The 20,572-nt window shown below is 70.9% G+C and carries 14 protein-coding genes and 1 pseudogene; 10 read left to right on the top strand and 5 right to left on the bottom strand.

The genetic code is table 11. From position 1 onward, the window contains the following. The 8 genes and pseudogenes from ACZ5ON_RS11870 to pyk form a co-directional block, all read left to right on the top strand. Positions 1-358 (top strand): annotated as a pseudogene (locus ACZ5ON_RS11870) (alpha-1,4-glucan--maltose-1-phosphate maltosyltransferase); the annotation flags it as partial. Next, positions 355-2,058, top strand: coding sequence for a maltose alpha-D-glucosyltransferase (treS, locus tag ACZ5ON_RS11875; protein WP_465589459.1), 1,704 nt, complete (start codon positions 355-357; stop codon positions 2,056-2,058). The pseudogene ACZ5ON_RS11870 and the gene treS, both read left to right, overlap by 4 nt. A gap of 268 nt (positions 2,059-2,326) precedes the next feature. Next, positions 2,327-3,817, top strand: a complete 1,491-nt coding sequence (locus tag ACZ5ON_RS11880) for a maltokinase N-terminal cap-like domain-containing protein (RefSeq protein ID WP_465589462.1) — start codon at positions 2,327-2,329, stop codon at positions 3,815-3,817. A gap of 71 nt (positions 3,818-3,888) precedes the next feature. Continuing rightward, a complete protein-coding gene (glgB, locus tag ACZ5ON_RS11885) occupies positions 3,889-6,306 on the top strand; it encodes a 1,4-alpha-glucan branching protein GlgB (RefSeq protein WP_465589465.1) in 2,418 nt (805 codons plus the stop codon). Positions 6,307-6,459: 153 nt separating this feature from the next. Next, on the top strand, positions 6,460-7,374 hold the full coding sequence (locus ACZ5ON_RS11890) for an undecaprenyl-diphosphate phosphatase (protein ID WP_465589468.1): 915 nt from the start codon (positions 6,460-6,462) through the stop codon (positions 7,372-7,374). A 200-nt stretch (positions 7,375-7,574) separates the two neighbouring features. Next, positions 7,575-9,710: a phosphate acetyltransferase gene (gene pta / locus ACZ5ON_RS11895; RefSeq protein ID WP_465589471.1), complete on the top strand. Its 2,136-nt coding sequence runs from the start codon at positions 7,575-7,577 to the stop codon at positions 9,708-9,710. Continuing rightward, positions 9,707-10,915, top strand: a complete 1,209-nt coding sequence (locus tag ACZ5ON_RS11900) for an acetate kinase (protein ID WP_465589474.1) — start codon at positions 9,707-9,709, stop codon at positions 10,913-10,915. Before pta ends, ACZ5ON_RS11900 begins: the two co-directional genes overlap by 4 nt. Positions 10,916-11,017: 102 nt before the next feature. After that, the gene (gene pyk / locus ACZ5ON_RS11905) at positions 11,018-12,448 is read left to right on the top strand and encodes a pyruvate kinase (RefSeq protein ID WP_465589477.1); all 1,431 of its coding nucleotides are present in this window, start codon (positions 11,018-11,020) and stop codon (positions 12,446-12,448) included. Between the two features lie 89 nt (positions 12,449-12,537). Here the strand turns inward: pyk and ACZ5ON_RS11910 are convergent, their stop codons facing one another. From ACZ5ON_RS11910 to trxA, 4 genes are all read right to left on the bottom strand, one after another. Then, a complete protein-coding gene (locus ACZ5ON_RS11910) occupies positions 12,538-13,863 on the bottom strand; it encodes a hypothetical protein (RefSeq protein ID WP_465589480.1) in 1,326 nt (441 codons plus the stop codon). Continuing rightward, positions 13,860-14,423: a DUF6114 domain-containing protein gene (locus ACZ5ON_RS11915; RefSeq protein WP_465589483.1), complete on the bottom strand. Its 564-nt coding sequence runs from the start codon at positions 14,421-14,423 to the stop codon at positions 13,860-13,862. The genes ACZ5ON_RS11910 and ACZ5ON_RS11915 overlap by 4 nt, the downstream gene beginning before the upstream one ends. 126 nt (positions 14,424-14,549) lie before the next feature. Next, positions 14,550-15,191 (bottom strand): DUF6230 family protein, encoded by a 642-nt coding sequence (locus ACZ5ON_RS11920; RefSeq protein WP_465589486.1) that lies wholly within the window; start codon positions 15,189-15,191, stop codon positions 14,550-14,552. 672 nt (positions 15,192-15,863) lie between these two features. Continuing rightward, positions 15,864-16,856: a thioredoxin gene (gene trxA, locus ACZ5ON_RS11925; RefSeq protein WP_465589489.1), complete on the bottom strand. Its 993-nt coding sequence runs from the start codon at positions 16,854-16,856 to the stop codon at positions 15,864-15,866. Between the two features lie 389 nt (positions 16,857-17,245). On the opposite strand from trxA, the gene ACZ5ON_RS11930 reads away from it, so the two are divergent. Next, positions 17,246-17,914 (top strand): TetR/AcrR family transcriptional regulator, encoded by a 669-nt coding sequence (locus ACZ5ON_RS11930; RefSeq protein WP_465589492.1) that lies wholly within the window; start codon positions 17,246-17,248, stop codon positions 17,912-17,914. Between the two features lie 230 nt (positions 17,915-18,144). Here ACZ5ON_RS11930 and ACZ5ON_RS11935 read toward each other — a convergent pair whose 3' ends face one another. Beyond that, entirely contained in the window at positions 18,145-19,395 is a 1,251-nt protein-coding gene (locus tag ACZ5ON_RS11935; protein WP_465589496.1) for a serine hydrolase domain-containing protein, read from the bottom strand. Between the two features lie 431 nt (positions 19,396-19,826). Here ACZ5ON_RS11935 and ACZ5ON_RS11940 point away from each other — a divergent pair, with 431 nt between their 5' ends. After that, entirely contained in the window at positions 19,827-20,531 is a 705-nt protein-coding gene (locus ACZ5ON_RS11940; protein ID WP_465589501.1) for a response regulator transcription factor, read from the top strand. Positions 20,532-20,572: the final 41 nt, after the last annotated feature.

The raw sequence follows: 20,572 nt of genomic DNA on the forward strand, positions 1-20,572 counted from the left end.
GACCGGCCCCGACACCCTCACCCCCCTGATCACCACCCTCAACCGGCTCCGCCGCCGCCACCCCGCCCTCCAGCAACTACGGAACATCACCTTCCACGGGACCGACAACGACCGCATCCTCGCCTACTCGAAGAAGGCCATCACCCCTGACGGCCTGACCGACCACGTCATCACCGTGGTCAACCTCGACCCCCACCACGCCCAGGAAGCGACCGTGACCCTCGACAGCGACCACAGCTTGAGCGTGCACGACGAACTCACCGGCACCGCCTACACCTGGGCCAGGCACAACTACGTCCGGCTCGACCCCGCCACGGGCCCGGCCCACATCCTCACGGTTCGGAGGAACCCTCAGTGACAGTCAACGAGCCCGTCGCCGACACCTTCGCCGAAACCTCCCCCAGGAACCTGGATCCCGAGTGGTTCAAACGCGCGGTCTTCTACGAGGTCCTGGTCCGCTCCTTCCAGGACAGCAACGGCGACGGGATCGGCGACCTCAAGGGGCTCACCTCCAAGCTGGACTACCTCCAGTGGCTCGGCGTGGACTGCCTATGGCTGCCACCCTTCTTCGCCTCCCCGCTGCGCGACGGCGGCTACGACGTGGCCGACTACAAGTCGGTGCTGCCGGAGTTCGGCGACCTGGCCGACTTCGTGGAGTTCGTCGACGCCGCGCACAAGCGCGGCATGCGCGTGATCATCGACTTCGTGATGAACCACACCAGCGACCAGCACCCGTGGTTCCAGGCCTCCCGCAACGATCCTGACGGACCGTACGGCGACTTCTACGTCTGGGCGGACGACGACAAGCAGTACCCCGACGCCCGGATCATCTTCGTCGACACCGAGACCAGCAACTGGACCTACGACCCGGTCCGCAAGCAGTACTTCTGGCACCGGTTCTTCTCGCACCAGCCCGACCTCAACTACGACAACCCGCGGGTGCAGGAGGAGGTGATCGCGGCCCTGCGGTTCTGGCTGGACCTCGGCATCGACGGCTTCCGGCTCGACGCGGTGCCGTACCTGTTCGCGCGCGAGGGCACCAACTGCGAGAACCTGCCGGAGACCCACGACTTCCTGAAGCGCGTCCGCAAGGAGATCGACGCCGACTACCCGGACACCGTGCTGCTGGCCGAGGCCAACCAGTGGCCCGAGGACGTGGTCGACTACTTCGGCGACTTCGGCTCCGGCGGCGACGAGTGCCACATGGCGTTCCACTTCCCGGTGATGCCGCGGATCTTCATGGCCGTACGCCGGGAGTCGCGCTACCCGGTCTCCGAGGTCCTCGCCAAGACGCCGACCATCCCCTCCGGCTGCCAGTGGGGCATCTTCCTGCGCAACCACGACGAGTTGACCCTGGAGATGGTCACCGACGAGGAACGCGACTACATGTACGCGGAGTACGCCAAGGACCCGCGGATGCGGGCCAACGTGGGCATCCGCCGCCGGCTCGCCCCGCTGCTGGAGAACGACCGCAACCAGATCGAGCTCTTCACCGCCCTGCTCCTGTCGCTGCCGGGCTCACCGGTGCTCTACTACGGCGACGAGATCGGGATGGGCGACAACATCTGGCTGGGCGACCGAGACGGCGTCCGCACCCCCATGCAGTGGACGCCCGACCGCAACGCGGGTTTCTCCTCCGCCGACCCGGGCAGGCTCAGTCTGCCGCCCATCATGGATCCGGTGTACGGCTACCAGGTGACCAACGTCGAGGCGCAGCAGAGCAGTTCGTCCTCCCTGCTGCACTGGACGCGTCGCATGATCGAGATCCGCAAGCTCAACCCCGCGTTCGGCCTCGGCAGCTACACCGAGCTGCCCTCCAGCAATCCCGCGGTGCTGGCCTTCGTGCGCGAGCACGAGGGCGACCTGGTCATGTGCGTGAACAACTTCTCGCGGTTCGCGCAGCCGACCGAACTGGACCTGCGGCGTTACGGGGGGCGGTACCCGGTCGAGCTGATCGGGGGCGTGCGCTTCCCGTCCATCGGCGAATGGCCCTACCTGCTCACCCTGGCGGGGCACGGCTTCTACTGGTTCCAACTGCGCAACCCCCGCACCAGGTAAGGACGGTGGGAGCGGCGGCCGCCGGGAGACGGCCGGGAAGTAACGAACCATCAGGTTCCACCCCCCGGGGGCGCGCGAACCACCCCCCGCGCCCCCGGATTCTCTCTGCACCACCGCGTACGGCTAACAGCCCAACGGCCACCCACACTATGGCGTGACACCCGAGCCCACCTCGCGTGCCGTCGCCGCCGCGCCGCCGAAATCCGGAAGACTGACGGACCCGGCCAGACCCGTCGGGCAGTCGGCCCGCTTCCGGGGAAAGGGAGTCATGTCCGAAACCTCCCGTTCTCAAGCCCATGTGCACAGCGATCCCGCACAGCCGGCCACCGGGCCCGTCGGGACGCGCAGCACCGGGGTGCGGAGGACCAGCCCCGGGGTCAGCGAACTGGTCCAGGCCGCGCTGCCGCTGATCGCCGCCTGGCTGCCCGGTCAGCGTTGGTACGCGGGCAAGGGGCGTGCCATCACGGGCCTCACCCCGGTGGTGGGCACGCCGCTCCAGGTCGGCGACCCGACCCTGCTACACCTGCTGCTCAGGGTCGAGCACGCCGGCGACGGCTCCGCCGCGTACGGCGACATCTACCAGCTGCTGCTGGGCATCCGCTCGCAGCCGCCGAACTCGATCGCCCCCTCCGCGGTGCTGGGGCGGCTCAGCGGCGGCCAGCACGACGGCGCGCTGGTCTACGACGCGGTGCACGACCCCGAGCTGACCGGCCGCCTGCTCGAACACATGGCCACCGGGGACCGGTTCGGCTCGCTCTCCTTCCGCCGCACCCCGGGCCCCGGGCTGCCGGGCAACCTGCCGGGACGGGCCTCCACCGCCGAGCAGTCCAACACCTCGGTGATCTACGGCACCGCCTTCATCCTCAAGCTCTTCCGCCGGATCAGCCCCGGTACCAACCCGGACCTGGAGCTCTCGCTCGCCCTCTCCCGGGCCGGGTCCACCCGGATCCCCCGGGTCGCCGCCTGGTTCGAGTGCCGGCTGGAGCGATCGGAACCGGCCACCCTCGGCCTGCTCCAGCGCTACCTCCCGGACGCCGAGGACGGCTGGGAGCTCGCCCTGGACCAGGTCGCCAGGCTCAAGGGCGACCCGTCCCCGGGCAACTTCGCGATCGAGGCGCACCGGCTCGGCCGGGCCACCGCCGAGGTGCACCGGGTGCTGGCCAGGTCCATGCCGGTGGCCCGGCTCGACCGCGCCCAGATCAGCCTGATGGCCGGGGCGATGGCCGAGCGGCTGGACAGCGCTGTGGCCGCCGTCCCCGGCCTGATGCGCTACCGGGCCGCGCTGCGCACCGCCTTCCGTCAGCTGACCGCCGACCACCTGGACGGGCTGCCGGTGCAGCGCATCCACGGCGACCTCCACCTCGGCCAGGCCATGCGCACCCCGCACGGCTGGGTGCTGCTGGACTTCGAGGGCGAGCCCGCCAAGCCGCTCGCCGAGCGGCGGCTGCCGCAGCCCGCGCTGCGGGACGTCGCCGCGATGCTCCGCTCCTTCGACTACGCCGCCGCCCATCTGCTGGCCGGTGCGCCACCCGATCCCGAACTCGCCCACCTGGCGGCGGCCTGGGCGGGCCGCAACCGGACGGCGTACTGCGCGGGCTACACCGCGGGCGGCGGGAGCGACCCGTCCGCCTCGCCGGAGCTGATGCGCGCGCTGGAGATCGACAAGGCGGTCTACGAGGTGGTCTACGAGGCGCGGCACCGGCCCAGCTGGCTGCCCATCCCGCTGGCCGCCATCAACCGCCTGGCCCTGACCGTCTGACCATCCCCCACACCACGACGGGGGTCGGCCCGCCCGGTCCCCCGACATCCGATGCCCAGGAGGACTCCGCCGTGACCCCGCTCGGCCCGAAGCCCGACCGCTCCAAGCCCGCGGTGCCCGCCACCTTCCTGCCGGGGCGGACCGGAAGGTCCGGCGAAAGTGCTCAGTCCAAGGCTGCCGCCCCGGCGCCGGCGGCACGGCCGACGACACCGGACCGGGCACCGTCGCCCGCTCCGGCCCCCACCGTCCCGGACCGGCCCGAGCAGGCCGAGCGCCCCGAAGCGGCACCGGCGGCGCTGCGCCTCCCGGAGGCGCCGCTGCCACCGGCCGAGATCGAGCGGCTGCTGCGCGGCGAGCACCACGACCCGCACTCGCTGCTCGGCGCGCACGTCACCGCCGAGGGGATCGCGATCCGGGTGCTGCGCCCGTTCGCCGAACGGGTGGTGGTGGAGACCGAGCACGGCCCGGCCGAGCTGACCCACCTGCAGGGCGGCCTGTTCACCGGCCTGCTGCCGGGCCGCGTCATCCCGCCGTACCGGCTGCAGGTCAGTTACCCCGGCGGCGGGCCGCTGCCGCAGCACGACGGCTACCGGACCGGGCCCACCCTCGGCGAGCTCGATCTGCACCTGATCTCCGAGGGCCGGCACGAGCAGCTCTGGCGGGCGCTCGGCTCGCACGTCCGGGAGGTGGACGGCGTCCGCGGCACCGCCTTCGCGGTGTGGGCACCGAACGCCGTCGGGGTCCGGCTGATCGGCGACTTCAACCACTGGGACGGCACCGGCCACCCGATGCGCTCGCTGGGTTCCTCCGGCGTCTGGGAGTTGTTCGTCCCGGACCTGGGCGAAGGCGCCATGTACAAGTACGAGATCCACACCCGGCAGGGCTGGGTGCTGAAGAAGGCCGACCCGCTGGCCCGGGCCGCCCAGTGCCCGCCGGACACCGCCTCGGTGGTGACCGTCTCCCGGCACGAGTGGCAGGACGCCGAGTGGATGGCGCGCCGGGCGCACTCCGTGCACCACCGCGCGCCCATGTCGGTGTACGAGCTGCACCTGCCCTCCTGGCGCCCCGACCTCACCGGCTACCGCGAGATCGCCGCCGAACTCCCCGGCTACCTCAAGGACCTGGGCTTCACCCATGTGGAGTTCATGCCGGTGATGGAGCACCCCTTCGGCGGCTCCTGGGGCTACCAGGTCTCCGGCTTCTACGCCCCCACCGCCCGGCTCGGCAGCCCGGACGACTTCAGGTACCTGATCGACACCCTGCACCGGCACGGCATCGGCGTGATCGTCGACTGGGTGCCCGCGCACTTCCCCAAGGACGACTTCGCACTCGCCCGCTTCGACGGCGAGCCGCTGTACGAACCGGCCGACCCGCTGCGCGCCGAGCACCCCGACTGGGGCACCCTGGAGTTCGACTACGGCCGCACCGAGGTGCGCAACTTCCTGGTCGCCAACGCCGTGTACTGGTGCGAGGAGTTCCACATCGACGGCCTACGGGTGGACGCGGTCGCCTCGATGCTCTACCTCGACTACTCCCGCGAGGGCGGCGGCTGGAACCCCAACCAGTACGGCGGGCGGGAGAACCTGGACGCCGCCTCCTTCCTCCAGGAGATGAACGCGACCGTCTACCGCCGCTGCCCAGGCGTGATCACCATCGCCGAGGAGTCCACCGCCTGGGACGGCGTCACCCGGCCCACCCACAGCGGGGGCCTGGGCTTCGGGCTGAAGTGGAACATGGGCTGGATGCACGACTCGCTGGTCTACATGTCCAAGGACCCGGTGCACCGCAAGTACCACCACAACGAGATGACCTTCTCGATGGTGTACGCGTACTCGGAGAACTACATCCTGCCGATCTCGCACGACGAGGTGGTGCACGGGAAGCAGGCCCTGGTCGCCAAGATGCCCGGCGACTGGTGGCAGCAACGCGCCAACCACCGCGCCTACCTCGGCTTCATGTGGTCCCACCCCGGCAAGCAACTCCTGTTCATGGGGCAGGAGTTCGCCCAGGGCGCGGAGTGGCACCACGAGAGCGGACCGCAGTGGTGGGTGCTGGACGAGCAGTGGCCGGCCGCCGGGGAGCACCTGGGCGTCCAGCGGCTGGTGCGCGAGCTCAACCGGGTCTACCGCGACACTCCCGCCCTCTGGGAGCAGGACACCACTCCCGACGGCTTCCGCTGGCTGGACGGCGGCGCGGCCGACGACAACCTGTTCGCCTTCGTCCGCTACGCCGCCGACGGCTCTCCGCTGGTCGCGATCAGCAACTTCTCCCCCGTCGTCCGGCACGGCCACCGGGTCGGTCTGCCCTCGCTGCCGGGCCGCGACCAGCTCTGGAACGAGGTGCTCAACACCGACGCCGAGGTCTACGGCGGCAGCGGCACCGCCAACTCCCAGCCCATCAAGACCGAGACCACCCCGTGGAACGGGCAGCCCCGCAGCGCCGAGCTGATCGTGCCGCCGCTGGCCACCCTCTGGCTGCGGCCCGCCTGATTGGCCCCGCGATGAGCAGTCGGTAAACAGTCGGGGAACGACGTCCAGGTGTCTACGGCGCTGTAGTACGTTCGCGGGAGCCGACCTCTGAACACCCGTCGAGGTGCGTGGTCGTGCCCATCGAGAGCCGGATCTCAGAGCCGAGAGTGTGTGATGTCGTCCCTGACCTACCTGGAATCCGTCGGTGTGGGCCTGCTGCAGGGCGTCACCGAGCTCTTCCCGGTGTCCAGCCTGGGCCACAGCATCCTGATACCCGCGCTGATCGGCGGGCAGACCAAGACCGACCTGGACGTCACCGCGGACGGCTCGCCGTATCTCTCGGTGCTGGTCGGCCTGCACCTGGCCACCGCGCTGGCCCTGGTGGTGTTCTTCCGGCGGGACTGGATCAGGATCATCAAGGGCCTGTTCAGCTCGATCCGCGACCGCGAGGTCGCCTCTCCGGACCAGAAGCTGGCCTGGCTGCTGGTGATCTCCACCATCCCGGTCGGCATCGCCGGGCTCGCGCTGGACCACCTGCTGCGCGACGCCCTCGGCAAGCCCACGCCGGCGGCGATCTTCCTCGCACTGAACGGCCTGGTGCTGCTCGGCGCCGAGCGGCTCAAGCGCGGCGGCACCGGCCGCCGCCGGGCCGGGCAGTCCGCCGGCCACGCCCCGGACAGCGATCCCGAGCTGGAGTCCGACCGCCGGCTCGCCCGGCTGAACTACCGCCAGGGCGCCTGGATCGGGGCCGCGCAGATCCTCGCCCTCCTCCCCGGGATCAGCCGCTCCGGCGTCACCATGAGCGCCGGCGTGCTGCGCGGCCTGGGCCACGAGGACGCCGCCCGCTTCTCCTTCCTGCTCGCCACTCCGGTCATCCTGGCCGCGTCCGCGCTCAAGCTGCCGGAGCTTCTCAAGCCGGAGAACTCCGCCGTGCGCGGCCCGCTGCTGGCCGGCAGCGTGGCCGCCTTCGCCGCCGGGTACGTCTCGGTCCGCTTCCTCACCAAGTACTTCGAGAGCCGCAGCATGACGCCGTTCGCGGTCTACTGCACCCTCGCCGGGCTCGGTTGCCTGGTCTGGCTGAACTTCTAGGCCCGGCTGAACCGCCGGCCGGGGCGCCCCGGGACGCGGCGTCTGCGGCGGCACCCCGACCGCCCGGCCACGATCCGGATCGGGACCTTGGTCCCTTGCGTTCGGAGGTTGGAGCAGGCCCCGGCGGACACGCCGGGCTCGAAGGTATGGTCGATATGTCTTCTTCCTGCTGACCATGCCGACGAAACGGAGATTGCCACGTGGCGCGCAGCGTGTACGTGACCGGGATCGACCGGGGGGACGGCCGGCAGGCCGTGGAACTCGGGGTCATGGAACTGCTCACCCGCCAGGTGGACCGGGTCGGCGTCTTCCGGCCGCTGGTGCACGCCGCGGCCCCCGGCGAGAGCGGCACCGACCACGTGGTCGAGCTGCTCCGCGACCGGTACCGCCTGGACCTGTCGCCCACCGAGTTGTACGGGCTGACCTACGAGGAGGCCGCCGCCCTGCAGGCCGCGCAGGGCCAGGAGGAACTGGTGTCCGCCCTGGTGGACCGGTTCCGCGCGGTGGAGCGCAAGTGCCAGGCGGTGCTGGTGCTCGGCACGGACTTCGCCGGTACCAACATCCCGGACGAGCTGGCCTTCAACGCCCGACTGGCGAACGAGTTCGGCGCCTGGGTGCTCCCGGTGGTCGGCGGCCACGACGAGGACCCGCAGGCCGTGATCGCCGAGGTCCTGGGCGCCCACCGGGCCTACCTCGACCTGGGCTGTTCGACCCTGGCGATGATCGCCAACCGGGTCGCGCCCGGCCTCAAGCAGCAGGTCCAGCGGGCGCTCTCGGAGAAGCTCCCGATCCCCTCCTACGTGATCCCCGAGGAGTCGGCGCTGGCCGCGCCGACCGTGGCGCAGCTGGTGGAGGCGACCGACGCCGAAGTGCTGCTCGGCGACGCGGCCGGCCTCGCCCGGGACGTGCGCTCCTTCGTCTTCGGCGGCGCGATGCTGCCGACCTTCCTGGACGCGCTGACCGAGGGCGCCCTGGTGGTCACCCCCGGGGACCGCGCCGACCTGGTGGTGGGCTCGCTGGCCGCGCACGCCGCCGGCGCCCCGCCGATCGCGGGCGTGCTGCTCACTCTCGGCCAGCACCCGGGCCCCAACGTGATGGCGCTGGCCGCCCGGCTCGCCCCCGGCACCCCGGTCGCGGTGGTCCCCGAGGGCAGCTGGCCCACCGCCGCCGCGCTGACCCACCTTGAGGGCCGGCTCGGCCCGGCCAGCCCGCGGAAGGCCGATATCGCCCTCGGCCTGTTCGAACTCCACGTGGACACCGCCGAATTGACCAACCGGATCGAGCTGAGCCGGTCCGAGCGGGTCACCCCGATGATGTTCGAGCACGAGTTGCTGGAACGCGCCCGTGGCGACCGCCGGCACGTGGTGCTGCCCGAGGGCACCGAGGAGCGGGTGCTGCGGGCCGCCGAGATCCTGCTTCGCCGCAACATCTGCGACCTCACCTTGCTCGGCGAGCCGGAGGCGATCCGCCGCAAGGCCGCGAGCCTGGGCATCGACCTCCCGCGGGACGACGGCACCGACCGCGCCCAGGTGCGGATCGTCGACCCGGCGACCAGCCCGCTGCGCCAGCGGTTCGCCGAGCTGTACGCCGGGCTGCGCGCCCACAAGGGCATGACGGTCGAGCTCGCCCTGGACGTGGTCACGGACGTCTCCTACTTCGGCACCCTGATGGTGCAGGAGGGCATCGCCGACGGCATGGTCTCCGGCGCGGTGCACTCCACCGCCGCGACCATCCGCCCCGCCTTCGAGGTGATCAAGACCTCACCGGGCGCCTCGATCGTCTCCTCGGTCTTCTTCATGTGCCTGGCCGACAAGGTGCTGGTCTACGGCGACTGCGCGGTGAACCCGGACCCGGACGCCCAGCAGCTGGCCGACATCGCCGTCCAGTCCGCCGAGACCGCCGCCCAGTTCGGGGTCGAGCCAAGGGTCGCGATGCTCTCGTACTCGACCGGCACCTCGGGCTCCGGCGCGGACGTGGACAAGGTCCGCAGGGCCACCGAGCTGGTCCGCGAACTGCGCCCGGACATCCTGGTCGAGGGCCCGATCCAGTACGACGCCGCGGTGGACGCCCGCGTCGCGGCCACCAAGCTGCCGGGCTCCCCGGTGGCCGGCCGGGCGACCGTGCTGATCTTCCCGGACCTCAACACCGGCAACAACACCTACAAGGCCGTGCAGCGCTCGGCCGGCGCCGTGGCGGTCGGCCCGGTGCTCCAGGGCCTGCGCAAGCCGGTCAACGACCTCTCCCGCGGCGCCCTGGTCCAGGACATCGTCAACACGGTCGCGATCACGGCCATCCAGTCCCAGTCGCCCGCTGCCACCGAAGGAACGATCCAGTGAGCAATGGCACCCGCGTCCTCGTCCTCAACGCCGGCTCCTCGTCGGTCAAGTACCAGCTGATCGACATGCTCGACGGCTCCCGGCTGGCCTCGGGCCTGGTGGAGCGGATCGGCGAGGCCGGCGGGCGGCTGGTGCACACCCCGCGCGGCGGGGTGACACGGGAGACCGAGCAGGTCTACCCGGACCACGGTGCCGCGCTCAAGGCGGTCGCCGAGGAGCTGACCGCCGACGGGATCGGTCTGAACTCGCCGGAGCTGGCCGCGATCGGCCACCGGGTGGTGCACGGCGGCAAGCGGTTCACCGCCCCGACGCTGATCACCGACGAGGTGCTCACCGAGATCCGCCGGCTGATCCCGGTCGCCCCGCTGCACAACCCGGCCAACATCACCGGTATCGAGGTGGCCCGCGGGCTGCGCCCCGACCTGCCGCAGGTGGCGGTCTTCGACACCGCCTTCCACGCGAACATGCCCGAGTACGCGGCCCGGTACGCGATCGACAAGGCGGTGGCCGACGAGCACCGGGTCCGCCGCTACGGCTTCCACGGCACCTCGCACCAGTACGTCTCCCGGGCCACCGCCGCACTGCTCGGCAAGGACCCGGCCGAGGTCAACGTGATCGTGCTGCACCTGGGTAACGGCGGCTCGGCCTCGGCCGTCGCCGGCGGCGTCTGCGTGGACACCTCGATGGGTCTGACCCCGTTGGAGGGCCTGGTCATGGGCACCCGTTCCGGTGATGTGGACCCGGGTGTGGTCTTCCACCTGCACCGGGTCGGCGGGCTGAGCATCGACGAGATCGATGACCTGCTGAACCGCCGCAGCGGCCTGCTCGGCCTGTGCGGGGACAACGACATGCGCGAGATCATGCGCCGGGCCGAGGAGGGCGACGCGGACGCCAGGCTCGCCTTCGACACGTACATCCACCGGCTGCGCAAGTACATCGGCGGTTACTACGCGGTACTCGGCCGGGTGGACGCGATCGCCTTCACCGCGGGTGTCGGTGAGAACGCGGCGCCGGTGCGGGCCGCGGCCATGGCGGGCCTGGAGGAACTGGGCATCGCGGTGGACGCCGAGCTGAACGCGGTCCGCTCCGGCGAGGCCCGGGTGATCTCCCCGGAATGCTCCCGGGTCACCGTCGCCGTGGTGCCGACGGACGAGGAGCTGGAGATCGCACAGCAGACCTTCGCCCTGGTGGGCGCTGCGAGCTGAGCGCTTATCAGCCCGGCGTCCCGCCCGTCGAGATGGTTCGTTGGCGATACCTCAGCAATCGCACTAAATGCGCCTATAACACGAACGGATAGACTGACCGATATGCGCCGAGCGAAAATTGTCTGCACCCTGGGTCCGGCGACGGACTCCTACGAACAGCTGAAGGCCATCGTCGAAGCGGGCATGAACGTCGCCCGACTCAACATGAGCCACGGCTCGCACGCCGAGCACGAGGAGCGGTACCGCAAGGTCCGCCAGGTGTCCGAGGACACCGGCCGCACCATCGGTGTGCTGGCCGACCTCCAGGGCCCGAAGATCCGACTTGCGACCTTCGCCAACGGCCCGGTCACCGTCGACAACGGCGACGAGTTCACCATCACCACCGAGGACGTGCCGGGCGACCAGCACATCTGCGGCACCACCTACAAGGGTCTCCCGGGCGATGTGAAGCCCGGCGACCCGATCCTGATCAACGACGGCGTCATCGCCCTGGAGGTCGTCAGCGTCGACGGCCCGCGGGTGAAGACCGTGGTGGTCGAGGGCGGCGTGCTCTCGAACAACAAGGGGATCAACCTCCCCGGCGCGGCCGTGAACGTGCCGGCCCTGTCCGAGAAGGACAAGGAGGACCTGCGCTTCGCGCTCCGCCTGGGCGTCGACATGGTCGCGCTGTCCTTCGTCCGCAACGCCGCGGACGTCGAGGACGTCCACAAGGTGATGGACGAGGTCGGCATCCGCGTCCCGGTCATCGCCAAGATCGAGAAGCCGCAGGCCGTCGAGGCCATGGAGGAGATCGTCCTCGCCTTCGACGCGGTCATGGTGGCCCGTGGCGACCTCGCCGTCGAGTACCCGCTGGAGAAGGTCCCGCTGGTACAGAAGAAGCTGATCACGCTCTGCCGCCGGAACGCCAAGCCGGTCATCGTCGCCACCCAGATGATGGAGTCGATGATCCACGCCTCCCGGCCGACCCGCGCCGAGGTCTCGGACGTCGCCAACGCCATCCTGGACGGCACGGACGCGGTCATGCTCTCCGCCGAGTCCAGCGTCGGCAAGTACCCGGTCGAGACGGTCAAGACCATGAGCCGGATCGCCGAGCAGGCCGAGCAGGAGCTGCTGGCGCAGGGCCTCCAGCCGCTGAACCCGGGCCGCAAGCCGCGCACCCAGGGCGGTTCGATCGCCCGCGCCGCGTGCGAGCTGGGCGACTTCCTGCACGCCAAGTCGCTGGTCGCCTTCACCAAGTCCGGTGACACCGCCCGTCGGCTCTCCCGCTACCGCTCGCCGATCCCGGTGATCGCCTTCACTCCGGACGCCGCCACCCGCAACCAGCTCTCGCTGAGCTGGGGCGTCGAGGCGTACGTGACCGAGCAGGTCGACACCACCGACGAGATGGTGGTCCAGGTCGACCAGGAGCTGCTGAGCAAGCAGCTGCTCAAGACGGGCGACACGGTCATCGTCACCGCCGGCTCGCCGCCCGGCATCCCCGGCAACACCAACATGGTCCAGGTGCACCACCTGGGTGCTCGCTCGGGGCAGTAGTAGTCGTAGCGCCTGAGTAGCCCCGTAACACCCGTGGGGCGCTCCTCCGGTCTCTACCGGCGGGGCGCCCCACGGTCGTTTTCGGCGTGCTACTGGCCGTAGGGCAGTTTGTCGTTGTACATCTGCATGCCGGGGATCCGGAGAGTGCCGCCGAACTGACCGGCCTGGACGGCGGTGACGTTCTTCAGCTCCAGGTCGAGCGGGATCGGGATGCTGCCGATCAGGTCGTACAGCCACTGCGGCAGGGTGTCCGGGGTCAGCGTGATCTCGCCGAGGTCGATCGGGATGGGCAGTCCGAGGACCTTGCTGAGGTGACCGGAGAGTCGCTCCACGTACATGGTCACCTCGCCGTCGCGCAAGGTGGAGGTCGAGCCGGGGGCGCCCTTGACGTGGAAGGTCACGCCGTTGCCCTCCAGTGTCGACATGTCGAGATCGCCGATGTCGACCCGGTCCACCTTGAACTTCAGCACCCGCTTGGTACCGGTCGCGGTGCGGACGTCCACCACGCCGTAGAACTTGGATCCGTACAGGCCGAGGGTGGACGAGTGCAGCGTCCAGTTCTGCTCCGGGACGACGTGCCCCGGTTCCGCCGCAGCGGCGGCCAGGCCCCGGCTGTCCACCTGGCAGTTGGGGTTCTTGCTGGGCGAGGCGGACGGCGAGGGCGAAGCGGTCGCGGTGGACGTGGGCTTCGCCGTTGCGGTCGGGCTCTCCGACGGGGACTCGGAGGCGCTATCGGCCGGGGACGGCGGCTCGGCGGACCGGGTTCCGACCGCGGGCGCCTGCGTCTTCACGGGCGCCGGAGTGGACCTGGCCGTCGAGGTGGTCGTGACCGTCGAGGTGGGCGTGACCGTCGGTGTGGACCTCGGCGTCGGGCTGGGCGCGGGGGTCTGCCCCGGCGACGGGCTGCGAGGGCTGCCGAGGTGCAGGATCGGGTCGAGGATGTCGTCCAGGATTCCGGCTGGGCGGACCGAATCGGCCTTGGGAGCGGGCGAGTTGCCCACCGCCGTCTGCTGGGGTCTGGGATGCGTGGTCGCGGTGGCGCTCGCGGTCGGCGTCGGCACCGCCGTCGGCGAGGCGGTCGGCGTCTGCTCCTCGGCTGGCTGCTGCGTACGCGTCTTGGGCTGCGCGCTCGGCGACGCGGCCTTCGTGGACGTCGACTTGGGGTCCGGGACCGGGGTGATCTCGCTCTTCGGCACCGGCGTCTCTTCGAGCACCGTGTCGGGGGCGGTGGCACACGCCTTGTCCGGCTGGACGTCGGCCGAGGCGATACTCGGAACAGTCCCCATCAGCAGGGCGGTCGGCACGGCAGCGATCATGATCGCCTTGCCGCGCAGGCGGGTCCGGGCACTGGCCCTCGGTGCGGCGTGCCGGGGCCCCGAAACCCGGGCGGCCGCCGCCTCGCCCCTGTCGGTCACCGCTGCTCCCCAGGGTCGGCCATCGGCTGTACGGCCGGCGCGGGCTGCTCGGCGGGAGCTTTCTCCTGCGCCGGGACAGCGGTGGCCTGGTCGGGCTCGGCGGCGTACTCGGCGGTCGTGGGCGCCGCCGCCTCGGCCGGTTGGGCAGCCGGCTGCTTCAGCGGGGCCCAGGAGCAGAGCAGGCCGCCGGCGAGCAGGCCGAGGATCAGGCCCAGTCCGAAGCCACCCAGGTTCGCGACCGGAAGGGAGACCAGGGCCAGGATGGTGACGGCCACCCCGCAGAAGATCCGCACCAGCGGCTGGAACCAGGCCGTCACACCAAGGGTCATCATTAGCAGCCCGATGAGCAGCGAGCCCGCGCCGGCCGTGGTGGCCATCGTGAACGTCAGCTGCCCCAACTGCAGGTTCGCGTACGGGAAGTAGAGGATCGGGACACCGGCGATCACGGCCAGCAACCCGCCCCAGAACGGGCGGGTACGGCGCCAGGCCCTAAATCGCAGCCGGAGTCGGCCGAAGCCGCTCGCCCCTTCGGGCCACTCGATGGCAGTTGCGCTGGACACGATGCAAGCTCCTCGATTGCGGAAACGAGGGACGAACGGGTGGTACGACAGGGGCGGCAGCATCGCCACCACCCCTGCCACGGTGGACCGTTGACCGAAGGCGGAGCGCCTCCGGCCGTCAGTGACCTAGAAGCACTCGATGCCTGCACCCTCGCCCTTGACCAGGCCGAGCTTCAGGTTGTTGAGCGTGAACTTGCTGGCCGAGGTGGACCAGGCGGTCTGCTGGATGTCGGTCAGCGTGGCGTGGGTCGCGGTCTGACCGAACGCGCCGACCTGGCCCTGCGCGGGGCTCGGCAGGGTGGAGGCGTCCTGGCCGATGTTGATGTTGTCGAACTGGGCGTTCGCGTCGAGGCTGTTGAGCCCGAGCACCAGGTTCTCCGCCTGGACGTAGTCCTGGTCCTTGTCGCCGCCCGCGTTCAGCTGGAGGGTCCAGGTACCGAGCAGCGGGATCTTGGTCTTCACGGACTGGCACAGGTGGTGGATGGTCGCGTGGCTGAAAGTCGAGACGGCCACGACCTCGTGCTTGTTCGGGTCGCCGTCGCTCAGGTCGTGCGAGCCGCCCTTGTGATCGACCCAGTCGCCGTACTGGGCGAAGTCCTTGCCGTCCAGGTAGTCGGCCTTGACCTTGAACTGCTGGCCGGAGACGCTGAACGACGCCGCGAGCGCGTTGTTCGCCAGGCCGACACCGATCGCCGCGGTGGCCGCGATGCTCGGCACCATCACCAGCGCGAAGCGCTTCCAGCGGGTCTTGCCGTAAGTCTGGGACATGCGTGTCCTCCTTCTAGGACGTACATCTCCGACCGCGTCCGGCACTTGGCGCACCGGCCTGGGCCTGGGATGGGAGAGAGCTACGTCCTCGGTAGCGGAGAAGGCCGTGGGCATCGGCGGACCCGGGTCCGGCCGCATTCACGGCACACCCGTTCCAGGCACCGGCTGTCTTCGCGACAGCGGGTACGACCGACGACACCGGCGATCACCCCCGAGCGACAACCAGCGACCGCGCGGGGATGCGCGACCGCGAGAAGGACAGGAACCGCGCGTGGGATCCGCGGACACCCCCCTGTCCTCAAGCCTCCGGACCGGGCCTTCGGCTGCCCGGTGGGGATCCCCTTGTAGGGGACCGGGCGTGGCTGATCGTGCTTGAAACCAGGGCGAAGCACAAGGGGTTCATTACTGACGGGTAATCCAACAGCGCTCGACATCGATCATGAGATCGAGAAGAATGTCACACTGAGTGACAATCGAGCGCGTGTACGTCAGTGAAATTCGCCGGAAACACGGACGAAACACCTCCGGCGGTCACCCGTGGTGACCGCCGGAGGGCATTGTCAAGATTTGATAAAGCTCACAGCTTTTGCCTGCTTGTCGCCAAATCTCCGGCGGCACCGCAGGTCACCCGCCGTGCCACCGGACCACCGCGGGCGACTGCCTGACCGAGCGTCAGAACAGTACCCGGGCGAGCGCACTGCGCGCCTTCGTCACCCGCGGGTCCTCCGTGCCGATCACCTCGAACAGCTCCAGCAGCCGCAGCCGGGCGGCATCCCGGTCCTCGCCGAAGGTCCTGCCGACGGTGTCGACCAGGCGGCCGAAGGCATCCTCGACATGCCCGCCGACCAGGTCCAGGTCGGCAGCGTCCAGCTGGGCGGCGACGTCCTTCGGGTCGGCGGCGGCCGCCGCGCGGACCTGCTGCGGGTCCAGCGACTCGACCCGCAGCAGCAGCTGCGCCTGAGCCAGGCCCAGCTTGGCCTCGGTGTTGCCGGGCTGGTCGGCCAGCACGTTCTGGTAGGCCTGGACGGCGCCGCCCAGGTCACCGCGGTCGAGCGCGTCGTGTGCGGCGGACAGCGCCGGGTCCTCCGGCCGGCGAGGGGCCGCGGGGGCCTCCTCGCCGGGGGCTGCGGCGGTACCGACGACGCCGAAGCGCTGCTCGGCGACGGCGATCAGCTGGTCCAGGACCTTGCGGACGTTGGCCTCGTTCTCGGCACCCTGGAAGAGCGGGACGAGCTGGCCGGCGACCACGGCCATCACAGCCGGGATGCCCTGGATGCCGAACTGCTGGGCGATCAGCTGGTTGGCGTCCACATCGATCTTGGCGAGCACGATCCGACCGGCGTACTCCTCGGCGAGGCGCTCCAGGATCGGGCTGAGCTGCTTGCACGGGCCGCACCACTCGGCCCAGAAGTCGATGACCACCGGCACCTCGGTCGAGCGCTGCACGACCTCGGTCTCGAAGGTCTCCTCGGTGACATCGATGACGAACCGGTACGCCGCACCCTGCGGGGCGATCCCGGCCGCTTCGGCGGCGGCGTTCTGGCGGGCCCGCTCCGCCCTGGCCTGCTCGGCCTTCTGCGCGGCCTCACCGGCCGCCTTCACTGCGGCGAGGTCGACCGCACCACGCAGGGCGGAGCTGTTGAGACGCGAATTCCGTGGCTGCATGGATCCATCCTCCCCCGTCCGCGCGAGTGACGTGCACCAACCGGCGGAAGAAGGTCGCACCGGACCGGCTTCCCACCCCTCGGGAGTTCCCCCCTCCCGTACCGCAGCAGTGCCGAAGAGCCGGCGCGGATCCCCACCCGCGCCGCGCGCCCGCCCGATCCCTGGGTCATGGCGCGTGGTTGCCGCTCTTTCGCTACGAGTCGTAGCGTATCTGCATCCCGGCCCGGTGCCGCAAGACCCCCTCGGGAACTCGGGACGTGAGCTGTCCCACTTTCCCGCACGCGCCGCTGCCAGGGGGTGGACAAATCGCTACGGTTACCAGACCCACCCACGTTACTCACCGGTAGATCGCAAGGACGCGCATCGACCGGCCCTAGCAAGGAGGCTCGGTGGCCCCCACCACCCAGCAGCCCGCCGCTCCGGACCAGGCCGTCCCCCCGGCCACGCCCCCACGAGGCAAGGGACGCCCCCGCAGCGCGGCCGCCGACCTGGCGATCCTCGATGCCACCAGGGAGGCCCTCGCCGAACTCGGCTGGGGCGGACTGACCATGGGTGACGTCGCCACCCGGGCCGGCGTCGCCAAGACCACCCTCTACCGGCGCTGGCCGTCCAAGAACGAACTGGTGGTCGACGCGGTCGCCAGTCTCTTCGACGAACTGGAGATGGTCGACCTCGGCAGCCTGCGGGCCGACATCGAGGCAGTGGTCGCCCAGTTCGCCACCCTGCTGGCCCGCCCGGAGACCCAGGCCGCGCTGCTCGCCCTGTTCGCCGAGGGATCCCGCGACGCCCAGCTGCGCCGCCGGATCCGCGAACGCATCGTCGAGCCGCAGAAGTACCTGGTCCAGCAGGGCCGCGCCCAGGCCCAGTCCCGTGGCGAACTCGGCTCCGATCTCGACGAGGTCACCGCCGCCGAGGAGATCGACATCATCTTCGACACCATCGCCGGCACCGTCGAACACCGCCTGCTGGTGAGCGGCCACCCCATCACCCCCGCCTGGATCCACCGCTTCACCACCCTGTTGCTCAGCCCGCTGGGACGTCCGCAGGAAGCGGGCTGAGCACACCCCGGCGACGCCGGGGCGACGGACACCCGCGGAGTCGTGCGCGGGCCGGCCGGCCCGGCAACCGTGCGGGCCGGGCTCCGGGGGATCTTCCGGAGCCCGGCCCGCAGTGGACGGCCGGCTCTTCAGGTGGCCGGCTCTTCAGGTGGCCGGCTCTTCAGCCGGCCGGGTCTTCAGCCGGCCGGGTCTTCAGGTGAGCGAATCGTCAACCGGGCCCTTTCGGAGGATCAGTTCTTCGCCGGGATCACGGGGCCGAAGGAGGCCGCGGCGATCTTCAGGGTGAAGGGGGCCTCGGTGCCGTTGAGGTTGGTGGGGTTGACGGAGTAGACGATCCTGCGGGCGAGGTCGCGGGTGGCGAACACGCCGCTGGTGTAGCCGGGGCGGGAGCCGGTCTTGCCCCAGACCACGACGCCGTTGGAGGCCTTGACCCGCATCAGGCCCATGCTCATGCAAGCCCGGCCGGCGTCGGCCTCGGTGCGGCACTGGCTGCTGTGGTGGCTGGGGACGTCGGGGACGGTGAAGAGCTTGGCCTGCTGGGCGGGCGGGAGGAAGCGACCGCGGAAGAGCTCGGTGATGAAGCGGTCGAGGTCGGCGGGGGTGGAGATCATGCCGCCCTCGGCCCAGGGCCACGGGCTCTGCTCGGAGACGTCGACGGGGTGGGTGGTCCCGTCCGCGGACTTGACGGTCAGGTAGCCGTGGGAGTGCGGGCCGGGCAGGCGCGGGTCGTCGGCGTTCGGGACGTAGGTGTCGTGCAGGCCGAGCGGACGGGTGATCCTGGACTGCACCTCGTGGGCGAAGGTGTGCCCGGTGATCTTCTCGACCAGCATGCCGGCGACGTAGTAGTTCATCCCGTTGTACTGCTGCGCGGTGCCCGGCGCGAACTCCATCGGCTGACCGGCCATCAGGTCGACCGTCTGCTGCGGGGTGAAGCTCTTGAGGCGGTTGGCGGCGAACCACTCGGCGCTACCGTCGCCGAAGTCCGGGGTGGCGACGCCGCGCGGCAGACCGCTGGTGTGATCGAGCAGCTGGCCGACCTTGACCGGCGGGATGTCGGCGGGCAGGACGCCCGGCAGGTACTGCTGGACGGGCTCGTCCAGGTCGATCCGGTGCTCGGCGGCGAGCTGGAGCACGATCGTGGCGGTGAAGACCTTGGAGATGCTGCCGATCCGGATGTGCGCGTTCTGCGGGACGCCCTGACCGGTCTCCAGGTCACCCACGCCCGAGGTGCCCGACCAGTGGCCCGCGCTACCGGTGATCCGGACCAGCGCACCGGTGACGTCCGCATTCGGCAGGCCGCCGATCGCCGCCTTGAGCTTGGCCGGGTCGAGCCCCGGCAGCGGCGCGGCGGTGGCAGCGGCGGCGGCCGGGGCCGGGGTGGCAGCGTAGGCGGGAGCGGCCACACCCGCGGCCAGGGCGACCAGCAGAGCGCCGGAGGCAGCCATGGTGGACCAACGGGTGCGGCGGACAGAGGAGTTCACGGTCAAGCTCTCCGAGGTGGTCGTGGTCGGACCGGCGATCGACCGGCCCGACCACGAGTCTGCCCCGCCCGGATGTGACCGATCATCAGGGAACTTCCCTGAGCGACCCCTGAGTGACCCCCGACAGCCGACCGGGGATCAGACCGTGTAACGGTCGGGGCGCAGGCGACTGCGGCTGCAGCGGGCGCCGCTCGCCGATCGGCACGGTGATCGCGGTGCCGTGGGCCTCGCTGCGACCTGCGCGCCCTGCGGTACGCCCGGCGGCACCCCGGGCCACCCGGGCGCCGGCGAGGCGCCGCGCCGGGGTGGATGTGGCCTCCGGTGCCGCCCGCGCCGATGACCACCGACAGGTGTGTTGTCCGCGTGGCCTCGACGTCGCGCCCCGGTCGGTCTAAGAGAGTTCTAATAGCCGTATTTGAGAGGCTTGCCCCATGAGCAGCGTGCCCGAGAACAACAGGACGCCCAGGATCCTGGTGGTGGACGACGACCCCGAGGTGCGGGCCGCCGTCGAGGACGGCCTCGCGGTCGCCGGATACACCGTCCGCGGCGCGGGCGACGGCCTGGCCGCGCTGAGCGAGGTGGCCGCCTGGCAGCCGGACGCGCTGGTGCTGGACCTGATGATGCCGGTGCTGGACGGCCTGGCGGTCTGCCGCCGGCTGCGGGCGCTCGGCGACCGCACCCCGATCCTGGTGCTCACCGCCCGGGACTCGGTCAGCGACCGGGTGGACGGGCTGGACGCGGGCGCCGACGACTACCTGGTGAAGCCCTTCGCGCTGGACGAGCTGACCGCCCGGCTACGTGCCCTGCTGCGCCGGGCCGCACCCGCCGCGGCGGACCACGGCTACGTGCTGGGCGATCTGACCCTCGATCCGGTCAGCCGTACCGGCAGCCGGGCGGGCCGGGCGCTGGAGTTCTCCCGGACCGAGTTCGCCCTCCTCGAAGTGCTGCTGCAGAACCCGGGGCAGGTGCTGCCGCGTGAGCTGATCATGGAGCGGGTCTGGGGAGCGGACTTCGGACCCGACTCCAACTCCCTCGCGGTGTACATCGGTTACCTGCGCCGCAAGCTGGAGGCGGCCGGTGAGCCCCGGCTGGTGCACACCGTGCACGGCGTCGGCTACCGGCTGGACGCCCCGTGAGCGACCGGACCGCCGCGCCCGGCGACGAGCGCTCCCGGCAC

Source organism: Kitasatospora sp. NPDC032150 (assembly GCF_055579945.1).

Coding starts and splice junctions, on each gene's coding strand:
- ACZ5ON_RS11920 (WP_465589486.1), bottom strand. CDS start 15,191: ATGTCCCAGACTTACGGCAAGACCCGCTGGAAGCGCTTCGCGCTGGTG.
- ACZ5ON_RS11880 (WP_465589462.1), top strand. CDS start 2,327: ATGTCCGAAACCTCCCGTTCTCAAGCCCATGTGCACAGCGATCCCGCA.
- trxA (WP_465589489.1), bottom strand. CDS start 16,856: ATGCAGCCACGGAATTCGCGTCTCAACAGCTCCGCCCTGCGTGGTGCG.
- pyk (WP_465589477.1), top strand. CDS start 11,018: ATGCGCCGAGCGAAAATTGTCTGCACCCTGGGTCCGGCGACGGACTCC.
- ACZ5ON_RS11890 (WP_465589468.1), top strand. CDS start 6,460: ATGTCGTCCCTGACCTACCTGGAATCCGTCGGTGTGGGCCTGCTGCAG.
- ACZ5ON_RS11940 (WP_465589501.1), top strand. CDS start 19,827: ATGAGCAGCGTGCCCGAGAACAACAGGACGCCCAGGATCCTGGTGGTG.